Raw genomic sequence first — 21,616 nt, 5'->3', positions numbered from 1 at the left:
CTGCATTTCATTGCAGTCACTTCCCTCAACGTAACTTCAGGCAAGCATTCTTCCGTTTTATCTGTAATGGAGTGTGCAATGTCCAGTAAACGTCAATCTCGCCAGCAGGCTGAGTCTTTTCTCAATCAACTCTCGGGTGAAGCCTATCCGAACTCAGAACGAGTCTATATTCAGGGATCGCGCCCGGATATCCGGGTCCCGATGCGCCAGATTAACCTCAGTGATACCCTGGTGGGGGGAACTCCCGAGGAGCCACACCTCGAGCCTAACGAACCGATCTGTGTCTACGACACCTCAGGTCCCTATGGGGATCCGAGCGCCGAGATCCGCCTGGAGCAAGGCGCGCCTGCCCTCAGGCAATCCTGGATCGATGAACGTCAGGATATCCAGGAGTTGTCCCAGCCGGTCACGGCCAAGCTCAAGACCCTGCTGCACAGCCGCCCGACACCACGCAGAGCCCTGGAGGGCCAATCTGTCACCCAGCTGCACTACGCCCGAAAGGGTTTGGTAACCCCCGAGATGGAGTTTGTAGCGATTCGTGAAAACATGAATCGCGATTCGATTCAAAACGAGGCCCTCAAACGTCAGCACCCGGGGCAGAATTTTGGAGCCAACATCCCGGAGCGAATCACCCCCGAGTTTGTCCGCGATGAGATCGCCGCCGGCCGCGCAATTATCCCGGCCAACATCAACCACCCCGAAGCCGAGCCGATGATCATCGGGCGTAACTTCCTGGTGAAGATCAATGCCAATATCGGCAACTCTTCGGTCAGCTCCTCCATCGAAGAGGAGGTGGAAAAGATGGTGTGGTCCACCCGCTGGGGCGCCGATACCATCATGGATCTCTCCACGGGTCGCAACATCCATCAGACTCGCGAATCGATTCTGCGCAATAGTCCGGTGCCCATTGGCACCGTCCCTGTCTATCAGGCCCTGGAGAAGGTCAATGGCATTGCAGAAAATCTCAGCTGGGAGGTGTTCAAAGAAACGCTCTTAGAGCAGGCGGAGCAGGGGGTCGACTACTTCACCATCCATGCAGGAGTGCTGCTGCGCTATGTACCTATGACGGCCAAGCGCCTCACCGGAATCGTCTCCCGTGGTGGCTCCATCATGGCTAAATGGTGCCTGTCTCACCACCAGGAAAACTTTGCCTATACCCATTTCCGGGAGATCTGTGAACTCTGCGCCCAGTACGATATCTCTTTGAGCCTGGGAGATGGGATGCGTCCGGGATCCCTCGCCGATGCCAACGATGAGGCGCAATTTGCCGAGCTGCACACCCTGGGTGAGCTGACCAAGATTGCCTGGGAGTACGATGTACAGGTGATGATCGAGGGGCCGGGTCATGTGCCGATGCAGATGATAGAGACCAATATGACAGAGCAGCTCGAGCACTGCCATGAAGCCCCTTCTATACCCTGGGCCCCCTGACCACGGACATAGCCCCGGCTATGATCACTTCACTTCGGGGATCGGAGCGGCCCAGATCGGCTGGTATGGCTGTGCCATGCTCTGCTACGTCACTCCCAAAGAGCACCTTGGATTGCCGGATCGCGACGACGTCAAGGAGGGGCTCATCACCTATAAGATCGCCGCCCATGCCGCCGATCTGGCCAAGGGCCACCCGGGAGCGCAGATCCGTGATAATGCCATGTCCAAGGCTCGCTTTGAGTTTCGCTGGGAAGATCAATTCAACCTGGCCCTGGATCCCTGGACGGCTCGTAGCTACCACGATGCAACCCTTCCTCAGGAGTCGGGAAAGATAGCCCACTTCTGCTCCATGTGTGGCCCCAAATTCTGTTCGATGAAGATCTCTCAGGAGGTACGCCAGCTGGCAAATACCCCCGAGGCATTCAAAGTTCAGGAAAAGATGCAGCGCAAGGCCGAAGAGTTCAAAGCCAGGGGCGGTGAGATCTACCTTGAAACCCAGCTGGAGCCGCAAGCATGAGCAGTAAACCCGTCATCTGGAGCATCGCCGGATCCGACAGCGGCGGTGGCGCGGGGATCCAGGCCGATCTCCTAACTATTCACGCCTTAGGTGGCCATGGAGCCACCATCATCAGTGCGATCACCGCCCAAAACTCGGTCACGGTAAAGATGAGCGATCCGGTGCTGATGCAGACCTTCAGCTGCCAGCTGGAAGCGCTGGCCCAGGACATACCTCCGGCAGCGATCAAGATTGGCCTGCTACCCACTCCGCTGCATGTGGAGCTACTGGGGAGCCGAATCGCCGAACTCAGGCGTCAAAGCAAGGCTCCATTGTTTGTGGTCTATGACCCTGTGTTTCGGGCAAGCTCAGGCAACAGCATGGCCGATGATGGGATGCTCCAAGCGATCAGGCAATACCTGCTTCCCCAGCTGGATCTCATTACTCCCAATGCCGATGAGTTCGGGAAGCTGACCGGTCTCGGCCCTGATAGCAAGGACCTCATTCAACAGGGTATTGATAAGCTATTACAGCTCGGCTGCCAGGGCGTTCTTCTCAAGGGTGGGCACCTGGAGGGTGAGCAATGTGTAGACCGCTACTACAGCCAACAGCGCCAGCTGACCCTGAGCTCTCCACGAATTAATACTCGCCATGGTCACGGTACCGGCTGCACCCTCTCCAGCGCCATCGCCACGGCGATCGCTTTGGATTATCCCCTGGAGGATGCCCTGGTAATCGCCAAGGCCTATCTCAACCAGGGCCTGAGATCCGCCAAAGCTGTAGGCAGCGGACCGGGCCCCATCGCTCATCTTGGCTGGCCCACGGAACTGCAGGACTTTCCCCAAGTTACAGATGAAAGGGCTCCCCTAGTCATTGATACAGGGATGCACAGCTTTGCCAGCTGCGATACCGAGCGGCTCGGCCTCTACCCGGTGGTCGATTCCAGCGCATGGATTGAAAAGCTGCTGCAACTTGGAGTCAAGACTGTGCAGCTTCGAATCAAGGAGGGTTCCCCGGAGCATATAGAGTCCGAAGTAACCCGGGCCATAATGCTGGGCCGCGATCACCGGGCCCGGGTTTTTATCAACGACTACTGGCAGCTGGCACTCAAGCATCAGGCCTATGGGATACACCTGGGCCAGGAGGATCTGCAAACCGCCGATCTCAATGCCATCCGGCAAGGCGGGCTGCGCCTTGGGCTATCAACCCATGGTTATTTTGAGTTGCTAAGAGCCAGGGCCCTTCGCCCCTCCTATATCGCTCTGGGACATATCTTTCCAACCACCACCAAGGAGATGCCCTCCAAGCCCCAGGGGCTGGAGCGACTGGCTCGCTACCAGGGTCTGCTGCAGGGTATCCCCACAGTCGCCATCGGCGGGATCGATCTTGAGCGGGCCCGGGCGGTGGCTGATTCAGGGGTCGGTAGCATCGCTGTGGTCAGGGCCGTCACCCAGGCGCACGATCTCAGGCAAACCCTGAACGCATTCAATGAGGTGTGTGATGGCTGAGCTCTCAGATCAGGAGTTTTTACGCTATAGCCGCCAACTGCTGCTCAAAGAGATAGGACTGGATGGCCAGCAAAAGCTGGCCAAAGCCTCGGTTCTCATCATCGGCTGTGGTGGACTTGGATCGATCGCCGCCCTCTACCTGGCCGCGGCCGGGGTCGGCGGGCTCACCCTGGCTGACGGGGATAGCCTTGAGATCTCCAACCTACAACGGCAGATCCTCTATGAGACAAGCCAGCTCAAAGAGCAGAAGTCTGAAGCGGCCCGAAGTCGGCTGGAGGCGCTCAATCCCGGGATCCGGGTGAACACTCTCCCCCACCTTCAGGGTGAGAAGCTGTGGCAGCAGGTAGAAAGCCACCAGCTTATCCTTGATTGCAGTGATAATTTTGCCACCCGTCACCAGGTAAACCGGGCCTCGGTTCACCACAGACGTCCGCTGATCAGTGGTGCCGCCATCGGTTGGCGTGGCCAGCTGACCTGCATCGATCCAATCTCGCATCATGGATGCTACCACTGCCTGCATCCGGATCAGCAGGAGCCACTCCTTAGCTGCAAAGAGGCGGGCGTTGCCGGGCCGGTGGTCGGTGTTATCGGCAGCCTGCAGGCGCTACAGGCGATCAAATGGATCTGTGACCTTCCCGTCCCCTTTGGTACGACTCAGCTATTCGATGCGATGGCAGGCCAATGGCAACGCCTCACCCTGCCTGATACGCCTCACTGCCCTGTCTGTGGAGAGCACAAGCATGCAATTAATCATCAATGATACCCCCATGACCTTTGAGCCGGGCGTCACACTCAATGAGCTCCTCACAAAGCTCAAATGGCAAAAACCCGGGATCGCCATCGCCATTAATCAGCAGATCATCGCTCAGGCAAGTTGGGAGACACACCCGCTCAGCGAGGGTGATGAGATCCTGTTATTCCAAGCCATCGCCGGAGGTTAACATGCCACTACAGATCGCCGATAAAAGCTTTAAGTCCCGCCTTTTCACCGGAACCGGTAAGTTTGGATCCTCGCAGCAGATGTGCGAGGCCATTGCCGCCAGCGGCAGTGAGCTCACCACCATGGCCCTTAAGCGAGTGGATCTGGCCCATGGGGATGATGGGATCATCGAGCCATTGCAAAAACTTGAGGTCAACCTGCTGCCCAATACCTCAGGGGCCAAAAGCAGCAAGGAAGCCATATTTGCTGCCGAGCTTGCCCGGGAAGCCCTGAGCACCCATTGGATCAAGCTTGAGATCCATCCCGATCCCCGCTATCTGCTTCCCGATCCGATAGAAACTCTCAAGGCCGCGGAGATCCTGTGCAATAAAGGGTTTGTGGTTCTCCCCTATTGCGGCGCCGATCCCGTGTTATGTAAGCACCTTGAGGAGATCGGCTGCGCCGCCGTCATGCCCCTGGGCGCCCCCATAGGCTCCAACCAGGGACTTCAGACCCGGGCCCTGCTGGAGATTATCATAGAGCAGTCCCGGGTCCCCGTGGTGGTCGATGCGGGAATTGGCTCCCCCAGTCACGCCGCAGAAGCGATGGAGCTTGGCGCCGATGCGGTACTGGTCAACACCGCCATCGCCAGCGCCCGGGATCCCATCGCCATGGGAAGAGCCTTTAAACTGGCCGTCGAAGCCGGACGGATCGCCTATCGCTCCGGACTGGCCACTCCCATCACTCAGGCAAGCGCTTCCAGCCCTCTGACCGAGTTTCTGGAGAGCCTGCAATGAGTTTTAGTGACTACTGGCAGCAACTTGAGTGGCAGCAGCTGCAACAGGGGATCTATGAGGCAAGCTCCCGGGATGTCGAGCGAGCCCTTGGCAGCAACAAACTGACCCTGGAAAACTTCGCAGCCCTGCTTTCACCTGCGGCTGACTCCTACCTTCCCCAGATGGCTGAGCGGGCGGCAAGCCTGACTCGTCAGCGCTTTGGCAAAACGATTCAGTTTTATCTGCCTCTCTATCTATCGAACCTGTGTGCCAATGACTGCAGTTATTGTGGCTTCTCGATGAGCAATCGGCTGAAACGGCGAACCCTGACGCCAGAGGAGATCGAGCGTGAGTGCCTGGCGATCAAACAGATGGGGTTCGATTCCGTGCTGCTGGTCACCGGCGAACATGAGGCTAAGGTGGGGATGAACTATTTTCACTCGGTGCTCCCCATCATCAAACGCCATTTCAACTACCTGATGATGGAGGTACAACCCCTGGCACAGGAGGAGTACCGGGAGCTGGTATCGCTGGGGCTGGATGCAGTAATGGTCTACCAGGAAACCTACCATCAACCCACCTACGCCAGTCACCACCTGCGCGGCAAGAAGCAGGATTTTCACTGGCGCCTGCAAACCCCGGATCGCCTGGCCCGGGCCGGGGTCGATAAGATAGGCTTAGGGGCGCTGATCGGTCTTGATGACTGGCGCACCGATAGCCTGTTTGTCGCCCATCACCTGCGTTATCTGGAGCAGAATTACTGGCAGAGCCGTTACTCCATCTCTTTCCCTCGGTTGCGCCCCTGCGCCGGTAATACCCGGCAACAGGGTTTGATGCGGGATCGGGAACTGGTGCAGTTGATCTCTGCCTACCGACTGCTGTCTCCCCAGGTCGAGCTCTCACTGTCTACCCGGGAGCCCGCCTGGTTGCGAGACAAGTTGATCCCCTTAGGGATCACCAGCATGAGCGCAGGCTCCAGCACCAGCCCCGGAGGCTATGCCACAGCAACCGAAGCTCTGGAGCAGTTCAGCATCGATGACAACCGAAGCCCGTCCGAGGTACAGGCGATGATCCAGGCTCAGGGATTCGAGGTGGTGTGGAAAGATTGGGAGCGGAGTTATTCGGGATAAGGGATTATCGGGATCGCCCTGCAGCGAGCAAAGGGGCAAACGCCTTTCCCCTTTGCAATCCCCTCGCGCCCCGGATCTCGCTGAACCCTCGACTCACCTAAGGATTAAGGCACCACTTAGACATCACGTCCATTTGATGACTAAGCTCTCGCGATATCCCTATCGCTCAACCTTAACCCTTAACGGTTCCCTCGGCGCTCGCTCACGGGGGGTTAAAACTCCTCTCTTCGATTTCTGAATAGTTATCAGAGATGGCAACGACGCCTAAAGCTCAATCGAGAGGTTTTTTTATCCCCTGTTAGTTTACCCCGAGACGACTCGTAGTGAAAAAGACCGAGCAGTATGGGTGAAGCTTCAATCTTTTGAAGCGGAACGAGCACGGAAGTGATCCGTGAGATCAACGAACCTTTCTTTGAACAACCTGAGCCAAAGATGCAGAAACGATGGTGGCAGTTTTAGTGTCACACCAATCCCATTTTATACAGCTAAAAAGAGACTCGTATGCTTAAAAATATCGAAGTTCCTCACACCTGCTCTCACTGTGGACTGACTGCCCATACTCCTGATGAGTTAGAAGAGTTATTTGGCTCCAGATTGATGAAAGATCGGGATGAGATCCGGAACCAGAGTTGGTGTTGGAAGTCCAGGAAAATGTCTAGAAAATAGGTGACTCGTGGATATAGCTGACTTGATGAGTTAAGTCTATTTACCAGATGTTAAAGACTCTGCGTTTTTCAAAAGTTCCAAGTGGTAAAATAAGGTATAAATATCCCTGAATATGACATGGATATAAAATGAGCAACACGATTAAAACTGCTGTAATGTTTAGTGAAAAAGAAAAACTTTGCTTCGGGTCTTCAGCAAAAGACTACCTGGATAATGGTTTGACTGTAGATTCCGCTAGGGCACACGGGATTAAATGTCTTGACCGGGGGACGCAGAAAACGATGAGCCAGGATATGAATAGGCTTTATTTGAGCGATGATTTCACTGTTTCTCATCTATTTATGACCAAAAGTGAAGCCCTGAACTTTTTTGAGCGCATGAATTTTACTGTGCTAAACACTCAACGAGCTTAACATTAACATCTAGTTCCTCTGCTGCGAAGCCAGTTAAAAGATATTCGTCTTGCGCTGGAAGTGTTCTTTTCCGCATGGGGAGCGAGAGTTTGTGATTTTTATGTGAGGTATCTGATGGCAAAAATTATTCGAATGGAAAATGATAGCACAGGTCAAGTCCTAAACGGTTTTTATGGTTTTTCTTGGACTACGCTTTTTTTTGGAGCATTTCCTAGCTTGTTTCGAAGTGACTTTAAAACATTCATTGGTGTATTCGCCATACTGGTAATAACAGCCATTTTTACTGCTGGTGTTTTATCATTTATCTTAATGATCGTTTGGGCATTTCTATATAACAAATACTATACAGTCAACTTGATAAAGCAGGGTTTTCGCTTGGCTGGCTGTCATCAGGAAAACCAGGCTGCATCAAGTGTACTGGGTATAAAATTAACAGACAAAAACTGTATAACAATTGTCCCTGAGTAAAAATCAACCTCTCTATAATTAGACTGTAGAGAGGTTGATAAGTTGTTTTACTTTTTTGAAAGGTAGCTGGAATCCATCTATAACAAGCGCTCGCCAGGTAACCACCCCACATAGGTTTTAGAGACCGCATGGGTGCCGGAAGGCACCCTTTCTGTCTATAATCCCCGGATGACCCGACGCTCCACCTTCGAATCCGACAACCACCGACCACTCAACCGACTCCTCAAAAAAGACCGCGCCTTTGCCCGCTACTGTGAGGCTCAGGGCGATAACTTGCGTGTCACCGAAGTCGAAAACGTCACTAAACTCTGGTCTGTGGCACCTGCGTACTGGGCAGTAAGGCGATGGCCTATCCTAACGGTTGTGCGGTCAATGACCGAATTATCGGCTTCTCCTGCAATGGGAAGTTCTGCCCGCGCTGCGGCGTCAAACGCACCAATCAGTGGATGGAAACCCAGTATGCGATCCTCCCCGACTGTGATTATCAACATGCGATGTTTACCCTCCCAGCTGAGATCTGTCAGCTGTTCCTCCCCAATGAGAATCGCTGGCTGCTCAACTGCCTCAGTCGCTGCGCCGCGGAGGTGTTACTGAGTCTGGCGAAGAAAAGAGGCCTGACGGTTGGGATCTTCACCGCCATCCACACCTTCGACCGCAGCCTCAACTGACATGCTCATATTCATGCCTCGGTCACCGCAGGTAGGCTCAATGCCCACGGCAAATGGGTCAAAGTGACCTTTAAGACGTCTGAGCTAATGAGCCCTGGAAAAAGGCGATCGCAAAGCTGCTGCTCAAATATCGTCAGAAGTTAATCATCCCAGACTCTCTGAAAGGGCTGTTTGGCAGTGATGAGCAACTGGAGCGTTATCTGAATCGGCAACTTCCTCCATCCACCTACTGGCATACCTATATCGCCCATAAAACTAAAGGCAGCCGCCGTACGGCGGGTTACCTGGGCCGTTATGTGCGGCGGCCGCCCGTCGCTGCTTCTCGACTGCGTCACTACAACGGTGATGGCAATCACATCTTCAACTACCTGGATCATCGAAGTGGTCAGCGGGTCCGGGAGGTAGTCACACCCTATGAGATGGTGTGTCAGATGCTACGCCATATCTATGAGCGCCACTTCCGCACCATCAGGTACTATGGGTTTTTGAGTAACCGTATCAGAGGCCAGAAGCACCCCCTAGTCTACAGCACTCTAGATGACCATCCTCAGATCCCCTTCCATGTTACCCATGCCTCCCTGGCCAAAGCCTACCTCGGATCTGAGCCCTACCATTGCAGTTGCTGTGGGACCCGGCTCCGCTTTAAGGCGCTCTATCCCGGGTTTACGGTGAAGAAACTGATGGATAACTGGGAGGCCTTTGCTCTGGAGCGACAGGTTGTTGCCTAATCGCAGGAAAAATCCGCCTGCAACAGGAGTTTCTGAGAGAATCTTATACGCTTCGTTAGTTTTATAAGCAGCCACATCAACTTGCAGCTAAATTCTTACCACGCCCTCCCCTTACTTATCCCTGGCAAAGCCCTCTCCGATGGCTTTGAGATGCCTATACATGGACGCCTTACCGATACCTCCCTCAACAAAAACCGCGCCTTTGCCTGCTACTATAAAATACAGGAAGATCAGAAAGGTCTCAGTCAGGTACTGCGCGATAAAATAAAAAATAATGCAGGAGGTAGCATGACAGCGAAAGAGTCAGACAGATCATTCTTCGATGTTTGGGAGTCTAAGCAGGGTGAGTTGCAAGCTGTGTTTGTAAAAGGCGGCCTGCTTTCCCCACGAGAAAGAATCCCTGGCTATGACCAGTTTAAGGTTCGGGTTGCAGCAAAAACCTCAGCAGAGGCTCTGAGTTATTTTGACTAGACAGTAGGCTTTAAATACCTACAGAGCATTGCACGACAATTGTAGCGCTATCGAGAATATTCTCTGCAATTGCTAAGTCATGCCTCAGGTCTGGAATTTGTTATGCTGCGCACAGCTAATTTGCAGCTTCGCTGCATGATTGCCGGGGTGCCGGCAGTACATTACTTTTGTATCGCCAAAAGTAATCAAAAGCTCGCTCCGCACGATAGGTCCTCCATCGACCTGCGTGGCTCGGCGATTACCATCCCTGATAATCCTCCCAGCTCGGTATCCATACCTCGCGTTTCATTGCTCCGAGAACAATTACACCCTGCCTCGAAAAAACAGGAGTTTGCTACGACTCGCCTCTGCACTCACTCACGGGGACAACATCCCCTTTGATTCGCACCAAAAAATCATAAGGTGATTTGAAGTTGAGCAGCATGGATGCTGCGAGTGCACAGCCATGCCAGGGATGGCATGTCTGTGCAGAACTTCAATCTCACCATGATTTTGAGACTTTAGAGAATCGAGGGGCACCCTCGGGGTTGTTAGGGGTACTGGGTGAGCAGTCCCCCTGACCCGAAGTCCGCGGCCGGACATCTGTGCCACAGCCACAAAGCCGCTGACAACAGGTTAAAGACTCAAATTAGCTGCAGGCATTGCTGATTCGAAAGAATCGGCACTCAACTCCATGGGCAATGTCATTTTTGTAGTAGCTCATGCCGCATTTTTGCAGTACCCGTTGTGAAGCAAGGTGGTCGACCGGAGCAAACCCTATAATCTCGGGCGTATCCAGGTGCTGTTTCGCCCATTGAAGCAACGCGCTTGTTGCCTCACTCGCATATCCCTGCCCCCAGTAGGACTTGTGTAGAAGATAACCGACCTCGACCTCTTGCTTCTCGGTCAAACCAAATCCACAACGCCCGATCAAATCACCGCTATGGCGACAATGCATCACAAAGCCCGGAATCTTATATCTCGCATAGATATCCATCAGCTCAGTGAGCCGGACGCTGGTTTGTTCACGGGTCACAGTGCCAGCAGGGAAAAATGCCCGGACCTCGGGATCTGCCCCGAGGGATGCTATGTCATCAAGATCCTGCTCACTCAGCAATCTTAAACTCAGCCTGGCAGTTTTAATCTCGATACACATAAGTTATCTCCCTCTAATCCATGCCACAGAACACCACCGTTCCCCATGATGACCAGCACTCTTAACTTTCCCCTAAGGGTCACTATGTCGCTTGCACTGCCTGTTGCGCCCGCTCCTTTTTGCCAGCCAGTGGCAACTGAGAGGCCAGCATCCCAAGCAACATCAGGCCACACCCTAGCATGCTACGCGTGCTCATGGTTTCACTCAGCAGCACCCAGCCACCGATGGCAGCAAACAACGCCTCCAGGCTCAGGATGATCGCCGCATGAGCCGGGTGAGCCCCTTGCTGACCGAAGATCTGTAGGGTAAAGCCCACCCCAACCGACATCACTCCGGCATAGAGCAGCGGTATCCAGGCAGCAGCGACCGCATGGGGTTGCCAGGGCTCGGCGAATAGCGCCACAACTGAACTCAGCAGGGTGCAGAAGGCAAATTGTAAAAACGCCAATTTAATCACTGGCACCTTTGTTGAAAAATGATCGATCGTCAGCAGGTGAATCGCCCAGATCACCGCGCAACCCAGGATCAGCAGGTCGCCGGTATGAATGGTAAAACTCTCAGTCACAGATAGCAGGTAGAGACCAACAACGGCCAGCAGGATCCCCAGCCAGGTATTCCAGCCGGTCTTATGCCGCAGTAGCAAACCAAACAAAGGCACCATCACGATATAGATCCCGGTGATAAAGCCGGTTTTTCCGGCACTGGTGGTGACCAGGCCGACCTGCTGCAGTGAGCAGGCCAGAAACATCAAAAAGCCCATCAGAAGACCACCACTCAAGAGCAGCATACCATTGCCCCGGATCTGCTCTGAGCGCCAGTTTCGGCTCAGCCACAGGACAGGAAGCAGTGAAAGGGTCCCCAATAAAAATCGCAATGCATTGAATGTATAGGGACCGATATAGTCCATCCCTGCTCGCTGGGCTACGTAAGCAAGTCCCCAGATCAGAGCTGCCAATAACAAGATAAGCGACGACTTCAGCTGCGCCTGCTGCATCTGTACTCCTATTAATCTGTCTGCCAGGTAAATATCCGAATTGTTAACTTACCGATTGAGGTGCGGCATCACCACCAGTTCGTCGAGATCGATATTCAGGCCTTTACGCTGCGCCAGCTCATAAGCCTTGATCACCTCACCCTGCATCACCAGTTGGCGTAACTGCTCAAAAAGCATCTTCTCTTTCACGTGTAACATCTGATTCTCCTTGTAAATAACTTGTCCTGTTTTTTTGCAGCAAAGACAACCGGGCATACAAACGCGAAACCAGATCAGGGAGTTGTGACTGAAATGTCGAGATAAAGCTCGAATTGGCAGTAAAGCCAGGAAGGTTTGCTAACAACAGTCTAAATTTCTACCAATCTTTTGCTATCGATGCAACCTCCTTTCATAAAAAAGCCGCACCCCATCCAGGGGTACGGCAAATCGCATCGGTTCGCTTAAGACTCTATTACTGACCGTGAGTCTTCATGATCGCATCAAAGCTGCCATCCTCTTTCATCATTTTCAGCCCCTTATTGAAGGCATCAATGATCGCTTGTCCATTGGGATTCGACTTAGTCACTACGATATGGAGTGGCTGCTCACTATAACTATTTTTGGTAAATCCCAGCTTTGACTTGAGATCCGGAAGCTCGGTGCTGATGGTATATTTCACCACTATCTCATCATCCAGGGTCAGATCCACCCGGCCAGCCGCAACCTTCTTCAGGTTACTCTCAAGGCTATTGGATGGTGTACGCTTAAAGTTTGACGCGGCATAGAAAGCATCCCCATAGCCATAGTCCCGGATGATTCCAACGTTCTTACCGCTCAGACTATCCACACCATCATACTCAAATGGATTTCCGGCCTTTTTGACAAACACAACCCGGTTAGAGAGATAAGGGTCACTGTAGATGAAGGTCTTAGCGCGCTCATCTGTGTACCACACGGTTGAGATCGCATCCATCTTGCCCTGTTTGACACTCTCCATCGCCCGGGTCCAAGGTAGAATTTTTACCTTGCTCTCCATGCCCCCCTTCTTCAGAGCCGTTACCACGATCTCATTAGCCAACCCCATATTCTGCAACTTTTTGCCTGAAAATGGGGGCCACTCATCAGCGGTCAGGGTCACAGCCTTGGCCGATAGCTGAGCTGATACCATCATCAAAAAGCAGCACAGCAGAGTTAAATACTTCATGACCAGCCTCCTAATAACGGAATTTCGACATCATCTGCTGCAGCTCAACAGAAAGCTCCTCAACCCCAGAGCTCTTCTGCAATGTCTCTTCAGCATTCCTTACCGTCTGCTCAGCCACTGTCGAGATATTCACAATATTTTCATTAATCTCGCCGATCACCTGGCTTTGCTCACCGGAAGCTTCAGCAATATGCGCATTCATCTGGTTGATCTGATCGATTCCTGCGAGGATCTCTTCCAGAGCCCCACCAGCCAATCCAACCTTCTGGGAACCCTGACTCGCGTGATCCTCAAGCTTCTGGATCCCGCTGCGCACCAGATCGGTGGCTGAACGCAGGGTACTGATACTGTTATTAATCTCTTCGGTCGACTGGGTTGTTTTCAGAGCAAGATTCCGCACCTCTTCTGCAACCACCGCAAATCCGCGCCCTGCCTCGCCGGCACGAGCCGCCTCGATCGCCGCATTGAGTGCCAGCAAGTTAGTCTGATCCGAAATATTCTTGATCACATCCAGCACGGTGCCGATATTGTTACTCTCAACATTGAGCTGCTCGGTGGCCTGAGTCACCAGCCCAATCTCATTCGCCAGAGATTCAATCGCTGCGATACTGTGATTAACCAACTCACCACCATTGGTCGCTTTATCTGTGGCATCCTGGGCTGCCTGAGACGCAAGGCCTGCATTGTCAGCCACACTGGCTATCGATTGAGACATCTCAGAGGTCGCTGTCGCCACCATATCGATCTTAACCTGTTGCTCGGCCACCCCTGGTTGGTGTTATCAACAATCTGGCTGGTCTGCTGAGAGCTCTCCTGGAGCAGGTTGGAGCGTTCTGAAATATTGCGCACCATATCCTGCAGCTGCTCCACAAACTGGTTGAACCCGGCAGCAAGCTGGCTGATCTCATCGCCCTTGCTATCATCTAAGCGTTTGGTCAGATCCCCTTCACCCTGGGCAATATCATTGATTGCAGCCGTGACCTGACTGAGGGGCCTCATCACATTACCCGAGAGAATAAAGAAAATAGCCAGAGCCACTATGATATCCATGACAATCCCCTGGATAATCGCCTGTGCCATAGTCCGTTGCAGGGCGGGCTTAATCACATTTTCATTCTCAAAGATAAAGACCTGCCCCACCTGCTGCTGCTCACCGTCATCATCGTAGAAAAGCTTCACATCCACCTGTTTGGTAAATGAGGAGCTGGAGGGCTCATCCTTATTGAGGATCAGCTCATTTCCCCGACGAGCCACCAACCCAAGGATCTCTTTATCGTTACTCACGACCTTGATACCTGCCACGGCAGGGGTACTCATCTCGGATTGAATATTTTTTATGATAAATTCGGGAGCATAGTCCCAGATTGGACCAGGCAGGCTGATTTTCAGTCGCTCCTCCACAGCGGCAATCTGCTGGTTCAGATCCTTGACCAGCTGATCCTTAGTTGAGGTGTAGTCATAATAGCCAAAGGCTATCAGGAGCACGGTCATCGCCACGACAACCTGTATCATCATGCGAACTCGGATGCTTTTCATAAACACGGCTAGTCTTCCCTGCTAAGTGAACACCGAAGGGCACTGATAGGACTGGCCCATCTCCTTACTGTGAAGTCTAGAACAAAGCTCAGAAGATGCAGTAAAACTGCACCCTGAGTTTGGGGGGTAAGATATTGGAACTGCTCAGGTTAAGGCTTGAATTAGCCCCGAGAATGGTGAAAAGAGACTGTTTTAGGCTGCCCATTCCAGATGATCTCAGAGCGACTCGGCTCGGTCCTGGCAATAATTTCACCATTTCGAATGGAGTAGCGCACCACGGCCTGACGGCGCAACGCATCGAAGCCATCGCTCGCATCCAGGATCAGGCAGTGCGCCGGTTTGCCCACATCAATCCCGTGGCGCTCCCCGATGCAAAGAGCCCTGGCACTGTTTTCACTGATAAGCTTCCAGCCATTTTTAAGCTGTTGATGTCCCATCAACTGGCAGACATGAACCCCCATCTGTAACACCTGGAGCATATTGCCACTTCCCAGGGGGTACCAGGGGTCAAGCACATCATCATGGCCAAAGCAGACATTGATCCCCGCGTCCAGCATCTCCTTGACCCGGGTTACCCCCGCCGTTTGGGGTAATCATCAAACCGTCCCTGCAGATGGGTATTCACCAATGGATTGGCGACAAAACTTACCCCGGAGAGCTTTAGAAGCCTGAATAACTTGGAGGTGTAAGCGCCATTATAGGAGTGCATCGCCGTTGTATGACTGGCGGTGGTTCGCTCTCCCCACCCAAGCTCATAGGCAAGCGTCGCCAGAGTCTCCAAAAACCGAGACTGCTCATCATCAATCTCGTCGCAATGAACATCCACCAGTCGATCATATTTCTGAGCCAGCGCAAACATACTATGCAGCGAGCGAACCCCATACTCCCGGGTAAACTCGAAATGTGGAATCGCGCCAACCACATCAGCCCCCAATTGAAGAGCCTGCTCCAGCAGACGCTCGCCATCGGGATAGGAGAAGATCCCCTCCTGAGGAAAAGCCACGATCTGTAGCTCAACCCAGGGAGCGAGCTGCTCTCTCACCTCCAGCATGGCTCGCAAAGCGGTCAGCTTTGGATCGGAGACATCCACATGGGTCCGCACAAACTGGATGCCATTGGCAATCTGCCACTGCAACACCCGGGTTGCCCGCTCGATGACATCCTGATGAGTCAGGGCCTGTTTGCGTTCTGCCCAGCACTCTATCCCTTCAAACAGGGTTCCGGAGAGATTCCAGCGAGGCTCCCCTGCGGTCAGAACCGTATCTAAATGAATGTGAGGTTCTACAAACGGCGGGATCAGAAGCCCCCTTCACCATCCAGATCCCCGGACCCACCTTTGGGGCTAACCTTTTGATCCTCTAGGATCTCAGTAAACACTCCCTGCTCGATTCTGACGGCCCATAATCCCTCTCTGTCGGCCAGTCGTACATTTTGGATCAGCATTGCCCCTCTCCCTCAGGCTTATGAGTAATCATCATCTCCTTTTTAAACAACGAGCTCAATCCGGGAGCATCCGGGATAGCCGGTACTGGGATCTCTATCAAGTGACAGGGAGTATTTGCGATAAAATCTAGGTATGATGCGAACATCAGGGATATCAGGAGCACTACAGTGGGGATCCGAGCCCAGCAAAAGCTGAAAACAAGGCGAGCCCTTATCGATGCCGCATTTGGCCAACTCAGCGCTGAACGTTCATTTTCCAGCCTTAGTCTGCGTGAAGTCGCCAGAGAAGCAGGGATCACTCCCTCCTCATTTTATCGCCACTTCCAGGACATGGAGGAGCTGGGGCTGACCATGGTTGATGAGGCGGGATTAACCCTGCGCCAGCTAATGCGCCAGGCCCGCCAACGTATCGAGAATGGCGGTAGTGTGATCAACACCTCGGTACAGACCTTCATGGAGTTCGTCGACACTAACCCCAACATCTTTCGCCTGCTACTGCGGGAGCGCTCTGGCACCTCTCAGGCATTTCGCCAGGCGGTCTCCCGGGAGATCCGCCACTTCACCACTGAGCTGGCCGATTTTATCCAAACCAACCAGGGACTACGCCGCCAGTATGCCGAAGCCCAGGCCGATGCGATGGCCACCATAGTCTTCAATGCCGGAGGAGAAGCTCTGGATTTGACCAAAGATCAATGTCACGAGCTTCAGGGACACACGATACTGCAACTGAGAATGATCGCCCTGGGGGCAGAAGCTACCACAGGCAACCACCCCCAAAAGAGAGCTAGCCCACCAGCAGGGCGATCACAAACAGCAGATTAAACAGAAAACCCGCCTGCGCGGTCCGTTTGAGTTGCCGGTTTAAGCTCATCCCATCATGGCAGTACTGAACCACCCGCGCCGCCCGCAGCAGCATGATCACAGGGATCAGCAGCAGCAGGGCGGACAGACTGGGCTGGTGTTTGAACAGGAAAAAACCTGAGCAAACTGCAGCCAGCACGATCAGGCCATAGTGATACCTGCAGGCATTTTCTCGTCCGAGGCGCACCGCCAGAGTCACCTTTCCGCTCTCTGCGTCGGTTCGGATATCCCGGATATTGTTGATGTTGAGCACTGCGGTCGCCAGACAGCCACAACTAATCGCCGGCAGCCAGAAATCTGCGGGAAGGGCATAGGTAAAGAGATACTGAGAACCCAGCACCCCCAGCAGCCCAAAAAAGATAAAGACCGACAGATCCCCCAACCCAAGATAGCCGTAGGGAGATTTGCCCATGGTATAGGTAATCGAGGCGATCACCGCCAATCCACCAAACAGCATAAACCACAGGAAGTCCTGAAGATGCCCGGCAAACGCGGTATATAGCAGCCACAGCCCACTGGCAATCACCAGTATGATGGTCAGCACAATACCTCTTAGCATCTGCCGGTTATTCAGCAAACCAGAGGAAACAACCCGGGTGGGTCCCTGGCGCTTCTCATTGTCTGCACCTGAGACCGCGTCCCCGTAATCATTGGCAAAATTAGATAGGATCTGCAAAAGCATGGCCGTCACCATGGCAAGTACAAAAACAGCCCATTCAAACTGCTGGCTAATGACCGCCAGCGAACCTCCCACCAAGATCGAGGAGAGGGATACCAGCAGGGTCTGAGGCCGCAGGGCCAACAGCCAAACAGATATTTTTGAGTCCATTATTCGATATTTTCACTATGACTTGAGTTTTGACTAGTTTAAAAAATCAACCTTTGCCCAGCAATGGTTTACTTGGCCGATAAGCAAGATACTATATAAGCCTATTTTTTATAGGCTATTTGTCTTCCGGAGTCAGCTGGAGGCACAGACGATCTCATCAATATGGAATTTCACCCCGCATGCTGCCAATAACACAACTCAAGCTGCGCCTGGATGCACTGCTTCAAAGCAACGAAACCGGTTATTTCCGGCTTGATAGTGAAATAGAGGGGCTCAACCTGCCTGGCTGGCTCAAGGCACAATCCGTTTACCCAAAAACCTACTGGCAGAGCCGCGAAAGTATCCAGCAGGCTGAATATGCAACCTTGGGTGCCATCGATGAGCTTAACAGCCCACAGCAGCTGATTTCCCGACTCAGAGCCTTCAGGGATCAGAACATCAGACCCCGCTACATAGGTGGTCATGCCTTTGATCCCGATGATGATAGCTGGCAAGAGGCTGGCAGCTGCCGCTTTATCCTGCCAGCCCTTGAGATCTGCCGTCAGGGAAACCATTACCGGCTGTCGGTGAACTGCCTGCTGACCGGGGACAATCGAAAATCTCAGCTACAGATAATTGAGAGCATTCTGCAATCCCTGGTCAAGGAGCTTCCCCTGGCACCGGTATCCAGCCGCTATACCCGCCTGGATACCCCCGACCAACAACAGTGGCGCCATCAGATCCAAACATTTCTGAAATCAGATCTGAATAAGGTCGTCCTCTCCAGAAAGAGCCAATTAAAACTTGAGCAGCCCATTAATGGCTGGGATCTGTTTGATAAGTTGTGCCGCCACAGTGAGCACAGTTTCCACTACGCCTTTGAGTTTACCCCGGACAAGATGTTGCTCAGCTGCTCGCCCGAACGCCTTTATCTGCGTCACGGAGACAAACTCAAGACCGAGGCGCTGGCGGGCTCCATCGGGCGAAGCGGCTCCCCACAAAAAGATCAAATGCTCGCCCAGCAATTGCTCGATGATCCTAAAAACATTCGGGAAAACCAATATGTCGCCGATGACATAGAGCAGCAGCTCGCCGCTATTGCCGATTCGATCAAGATAGCACCGGTAGAGATCCTACCCCTTCGCCTTATTCAACATCTGCGCCGACCGATTCAGGCCAGCCTCAAACCCGAGGCCGATGATGCAAAGCTACTCGCCAAACTTCATCCTACTCCCGCGGTGAGTGGCACACCCCGCAGGCAGGCCCGGGAGTTTATCCGAAGGCATGAGCCATACCGGCGCGGCTGGTATGCGGGCGTTTGCGGCTTCAGTGATGGTGAAGTCGCCGAGTTTGCGGTCAACATCCGCTGTGCCACCCTGAGCGGTTCAGAGTTAAATCTCTACGCCGGAGCCGGAATCGTTGAAGGCTCGGACCCGGATCAGGAGTGGCAGGAGTTAAACCACAAGATTGCTAACCTTTTGCTGATGCTGGAGCCGGAACATGATTCATAAGACCTTCGCCAATCTCAATCACCTGTGGGCCAGTGCGCTACTTGAAGAGTTATATCGCTGGGGAGTCCGTGATCTCTGTATCGCACCCGGCTCACGCAGCGCCCCCCTGGTGATGGCCGCCGCGGCTCACCAGGGCTTTATCACCCATACTCACTTTGATGAGCGCGGTCTCGGATTTCTTGGGTTGGGGATTGCCAAGGGGACTGAGCGCCCCGTGGTTATCATCACCACATCGGGAAGCGCCGTTGCTAATCTCTACCCGGCGGTCGTCGAGGCTCGCCAGTGTGCGATACCTCTGATCATCCTCAGTGCCGACCGGCCACCCGAGCTTATTGATTGCGGTGCCAACCAGGCGATCCCCCAACCCGGGATCTTCGCCAACTACCCGGTAACCAGCATCAATCTCCCGGCACCAAGCTCCCGGATCCCACTGAGTTTCCTGCTCACCAGCATAGATGATGCTCTGAGCTCTCTCATATCAGGCCCTGCCGGGCCAGTCCATATCAACTGCATGTATCCTGAGCCCCTCTATCCAGCAGAGCAACCTCTCAACGCAAACCCCCTGCTTGAGCCTTTGAGCCGCTGGCTTGAAAGTGAGACGCCTTACACCCGCTATCACCAGGCTGAAATACAGGTGCAGACTCACCAGCAGTGGTCACAGCTTCGAAGCGACCCGGGACTGCTGATCGCCGGTCAGATCGACTCTCCCCGGCAGGCAAAACAACTCCAAGAGTGGGCCCGGGAGCTCGGCTGGCCTCTATTATGCGATCTCCAGTCCCAGCTGGCCTGGGAGGAAGGCACACTCAATAGCTTTGATCTCAATTGGCAGTCCCCCGAGTTGCAGGAGCAGCTCAGCAGGGCCCAGGTTGTGATTCAATTTGGCGCCCGGCTACTGTCGAAAAACCTGGCCCGCTGGCTAACCCAAAGAAGCTGGCAACACTACTGGCTCATCGACCCACAACAGCAAAGACTCGACCCGGATCACCTGCTTAGTGAGCGATTCTGCTCTCCCGTCGCTCAGTGGTTGGAAGCTCATCCAACCGAATCCGGCAATCGGGCCCCCTCAGACCTCTCCAGCGTCGAGCTTGGGCTCGCCCGGCTGTGTCGGGAGTATTTTTCACGCCGGGAATTTGGTGAGCTCAGTGCAGTCTGGGAGCTCTCGGCACTGCTGCAGGGACAGCTTTTTATCGGTAACAGCATGCCGGTCCGCCTGCTGGATAACCTGCCGCTCGGGGGAGATGGACCTGCACGGCTAATGACCAATCGCGGAGCATCCGGAATTGATGGGCTGATCGCAACCGCCAGTGGCTTTGCCAGGACCTCGAGTCAACCAACCACTGTGCTGATAGGCGATCTGTCGCTACTGCATGATCTCAACAGCCTGGCCCTGACCGCCGAAAGCCAGGCGCCGCTGGTGATCATCCTCATCAACAACGGGGGCGGCAGCATCTTCAGGATGCTCCCCGTACCCAATGAAAACAGGATGCGTGAGCGCTTTTTCGAATTAAAACACCAGCTTAATGCCAGAGGGGCGGCACAGATGTTCGGTCTTGATTATCATCAGCCGGACAATCTTGATGATTTTAGCCAAACCTACCAGCAAGCCCTCAAAACCAGGGGAGCAAGCCTGATTGAGCTTCAGATTGAAACCGCCGGATGTGATGAGCTAAAAGCTCTCAGACAATGGATTAATGATGCAGCTTCACGCTAGAGAGTTTCCGGGTAACGGAACCCCGCTGGTACTGCTGCATGGCTTTTTGGGCTCAGCTCAAGACTGGCTTCCTCTGTGTCACCGGTTAACCGGGCAGCACTGCCTTGCCATCGACCTGCCGGGGCATGGCTTGAGTCTGGGCGCAGATACACTCAAAGCCAATGGCTTCGAGCAGTGCAACCAGGCGATCCTGGAGACCCTGAGACGGCATCAAATCGAGCGCTGTCATCTGCTCGGCTACTCATTGGGCGGACGGATTGCTCTGAGCTTTGCCTGTCACTACCCGCAGGCGGTCCACAGCCTGATTCTGGAAAATGCCCACCCGGGCCTTGGCTGCGACCAACAAAAACAACAAAGACGCGAGCATGATCGCCACTGGGCCACACGCTTTGCCGATGAACCTCTGTCTGAGGTGCTCGAATCCTGGTATCAGCAGCCCGTGTTTGGCTCCCTGACCCAAAGCGCACGCCAGAGAATGATTGAAAGCCGCCTTGCTAATTCACCGAGACAGCTGGCAGCCATGCTAAAATCCACCTCACTAGGCCAACAGGATGACCTCGGGGCAGCCCTTAGCCAGCAATCTTTTGCCTGCTGTTATATTTCGGGACAACTCGATGTAAAATTCGAAACCATCGCCCGTGAGCTGAAACAGCAATGCCAGAACCTGAAGCATATCAGCATCGAAAACGCTGGCCACAATATTCACTCCCAGCACCTGCGCACCTTTTCCCGGGTGCTCTGTGACTGGCTGCAACTATGA

General features: G+C 53.7%; 21 protein-coding genes and 2 pseudogenes. 15 read left to right on the top strand and 8 right to left on the bottom strand.

Annotated elements, in window-relative coordinates:
* Positions 1-201 precede the first annotated feature (201 nt).
* From thiC to DB847_RS00675, 11 genes and pseudogenes are all read left to right on the top strand, one after another.
* Positions 202-1,948 (top strand): annotated as a pseudogene (gene thiC / locus DB847_RS00725) (phosphomethylpyrimidine synthase ThiC).
* Complete coding sequence (gene thiE, locus DB847_RS00720) at positions 1,945-3,435, top strand: thiamine phosphate synthase (RefSeq protein ID WP_108648989.1); 1,491 nt, start codon at positions 1,945-1,947, stop codon at positions 3,433-3,435. The pseudogene thiC and the gene thiE overlap by 4 nt, the downstream one beginning before the upstream one ends.
* A complete protein-coding gene (locus DB847_RS00715; RefSeq protein WP_108648988.1) occupies positions 3,428-4,195 on the top strand; it encodes a HesA/MoeB/ThiF family protein in 768 nt (255 codons plus the stop codon). The genes thiE and DB847_RS00715 overlap by 8 nt, the downstream gene beginning before the upstream one ends.
* Positions 4,176-4,376 (top strand): sulfur carrier protein ThiS, encoded by a 201-nt coding sequence (gene thiS / locus DB847_RS00710; protein ID WP_108648987.1) that lies wholly within the window; start codon positions 4,176-4,178, stop codon positions 4,374-4,376. Before DB847_RS00715 ends, thiS begins: the two co-directional genes overlap by 20 nt.
* A gap of 1 nt (position 4,377) precedes the next feature.
* Complete coding sequence (locus DB847_RS00705; protein WP_108648986.1) at positions 4,378-5,151, top strand: thiazole synthase; 774 nt, start codon at positions 4,378-4,380, stop codon at positions 5,149-5,151.
* Positions 5,148-6,260: a 2-iminoacetate synthase ThiH gene (gene thiH / locus DB847_RS00700; RefSeq protein WP_108648985.1), complete on the top strand. Its 1,113-nt coding sequence runs from the start codon at positions 5,148-5,150 to the stop codon at positions 6,258-6,260. The genes DB847_RS00705 and thiH overlap by 4 nt, the downstream gene beginning before the upstream one ends.
* A 794-nt stretch (positions 6,261-7,054) precedes the next feature.
* On the top strand, positions 7,055-7,339 hold the full coding sequence (locus tag DB847_RS00695) for a hypothetical protein (RefSeq protein WP_108648984.1): 285 nt from the start codon (positions 7,055-7,057) through the stop codon (positions 7,337-7,339).
* A gap of 114 nt (positions 7,340-7,453) precedes the next feature.
* A complete protein-coding gene (locus tag DB847_RS00690) occupies positions 7,454-7,807 on the top strand; it encodes a hypothetical protein (RefSeq protein ID WP_108648983.1) in 354 nt (117 codons plus the stop codon).
* 344 nt (positions 7,808-8,151) lie between these two features.
* Positions 8,152-8,475: a transposase zinc-binding domain-containing protein gene (locus DB847_RS00685; protein WP_108648982.1), complete on the top strand. Its 324-nt coding sequence runs from the start codon at positions 8,152-8,154 to the stop codon at positions 8,473-8,475.
* Between the two features lie 107 nt (positions 8,476-8,582).
* On the top strand, positions 8,583-9,203 hold the full coding sequence (locus DB847_RS00680) for a transposase (protein WP_108648981.1): 621 nt from the start codon (positions 8,583-8,585) through the stop codon (positions 9,201-9,203).
* Positions 9,204-9,353: 150 nt separating this feature from the next.
* Positions 9,354-9,674 (top strand): hypothetical protein, encoded by a 321-nt coding sequence (locus DB847_RS00675; protein ID WP_159084306.1) that lies wholly within the window; start codon positions 9,354-9,356, stop codon positions 9,672-9,674.
* 628 nt (positions 9,675-10,302) lie between these two features.
* Here DB847_RS00675 and DB847_RS00670 read toward each other — a convergent pair.
* From DB847_RS00670 to codA, 7 genes and pseudogenes are all read right to left on the bottom strand, one after another.
* Positions 10,303-10,809 (bottom strand): GNAT family N-acetyltransferase, encoded by a 507-nt coding sequence (locus DB847_RS00670; RefSeq protein ID WP_108648979.1) that lies wholly within the window; start codon positions 10,807-10,809, stop codon positions 10,303-10,305.
* A gap of 82 nt (positions 10,810-10,891) precedes the next feature.
* Positions 10,892-11,788: a DMT family transporter gene (locus DB847_RS00665; protein WP_108652874.1), complete on the bottom strand. Its 897-nt coding sequence runs from the start codon at positions 11,786-11,788 to the stop codon at positions 10,892-10,894.
* 63 nt (positions 11,789-11,851) lie between these two features.
* Complete coding sequence (locus DB847_RS24130; protein WP_159084305.1) at positions 11,852-12,001, bottom strand: hypothetical protein; 150 nt, start codon at positions 11,999-12,001, stop codon at positions 11,852-11,854.
* A 253-nt stretch (positions 12,002-12,254) separates the two neighbouring features.
* A complete protein-coding gene (locus DB847_RS00660) occupies positions 12,255-12,986 on the bottom strand; it encodes a substrate-binding periplasmic protein (protein ID WP_108648978.1) in 732 nt (243 codons plus the stop codon).
* 10 nt (positions 12,987-12,996) lie between these two features.
* Entirely contained in the window at positions 12,997-13,701 is a 705-nt protein-coding gene (locus DB847_RS00655) for a methyl-accepting chemotaxis protein (RefSeq protein ID WP_159084304.1), read from the bottom strand.
* Entirely contained in the window at positions 13,686-14,522 is an 837-nt protein-coding gene (locus tag DB847_RS00650) for a HAMP domain-containing protein (protein WP_108648976.1), read from the bottom strand. The genes DB847_RS00655 and DB847_RS00650 overlap by 16 nt, the downstream gene beginning before the upstream one ends.
* A 161-nt stretch (positions 14,523-14,683) precedes the next feature.
* Positions 14,684-15,845 (bottom strand): annotated as a pseudogene (gene codA, locus DB847_RS00645) (cytosine deaminase); the annotation flags it as partial.
* A gap of 288 nt (positions 15,846-16,133) precedes the next feature.
* On the opposite strand from codA, the gene fabR reads away from it, so the two are divergent.
* Positions 16,134-16,787 carry an HTH-type transcriptional repressor FabR gene (gene fabR / locus DB847_RS00640; protein WP_108648975.1) on the top strand — a complete coding sequence of 218 codons (654 nt, stop codon included), beginning with the start codon at positions 16,134-16,136 and terminating at the stop codon, positions 16,785-16,787.
* Here the strand turns inward: fabR and menA are convergent.
* Positions 16,750-17,655, bottom strand: coding sequence for a 1,4-dihydroxy-2-naphthoate octaprenyltransferase (menA, locus tag DB847_RS00635; RefSeq protein ID WP_108648974.1), 906 nt, complete (start codon positions 17,653-17,655; stop codon positions 16,750-16,752). The two genes, fabR and menA, sit on opposite strands and share 38 nt — an antisense overlap.
* 179 nt (positions 17,656-17,834) lie before the next feature.
* Between menA and DB847_RS00630 the strand changes: the two genes are divergently transcribed.
* The 3 genes from DB847_RS00630 to menH are packed head-to-tail and all read left to right on the top strand — an operon-like array spanning position 17,835 to position 21,616.
* Entirely contained in the window at positions 17,835-19,145 is a 1,311-nt protein-coding gene (locus DB847_RS00630) for an isochorismate synthase (protein WP_108648973.1), read from the top strand.
* Positions 19,135-20,856, top strand: coding sequence for a 2-succinyl-5-enolpyruvyl-6-hydroxy-3-cyclohexene-1-carboxylic-acid synthase (gene menD, locus DB847_RS00625; protein ID WP_108648972.1), 1,722 nt, complete (start codon positions 19,135-19,137; stop codon positions 20,854-20,856). The genes DB847_RS00630 and menD overlap by 11 nt, the downstream gene beginning before the upstream one ends.
* The gene (gene menH, locus DB847_RS00620; protein WP_159084303.1) at positions 20,840-21,616 is read left to right on the top strand and encodes a 2-succinyl-6-hydroxy-2,4-cyclohexadiene-1-carboxylate synthase; all 777 of its coding nucleotides are present in this window, start codon (positions 20,840-20,842) and stop codon (positions 21,614-21,616) included. Before menD ends, menH begins: the two co-directional genes overlap by 17 nt.

The organism is Dongshaea marina, assembly GCF_003072645.1.
Taxonomy (GTDB): Bacteria; Pseudomonadota; Gammaproteobacteria; order Enterobacterales; family Aeromonadaceae; genus Dongshaea; species Dongshaea marina.
Note: the sequence above shows the minus strand (reverse complement) of the source record. Positions and strands in the feature narration are given on the sequence as shown.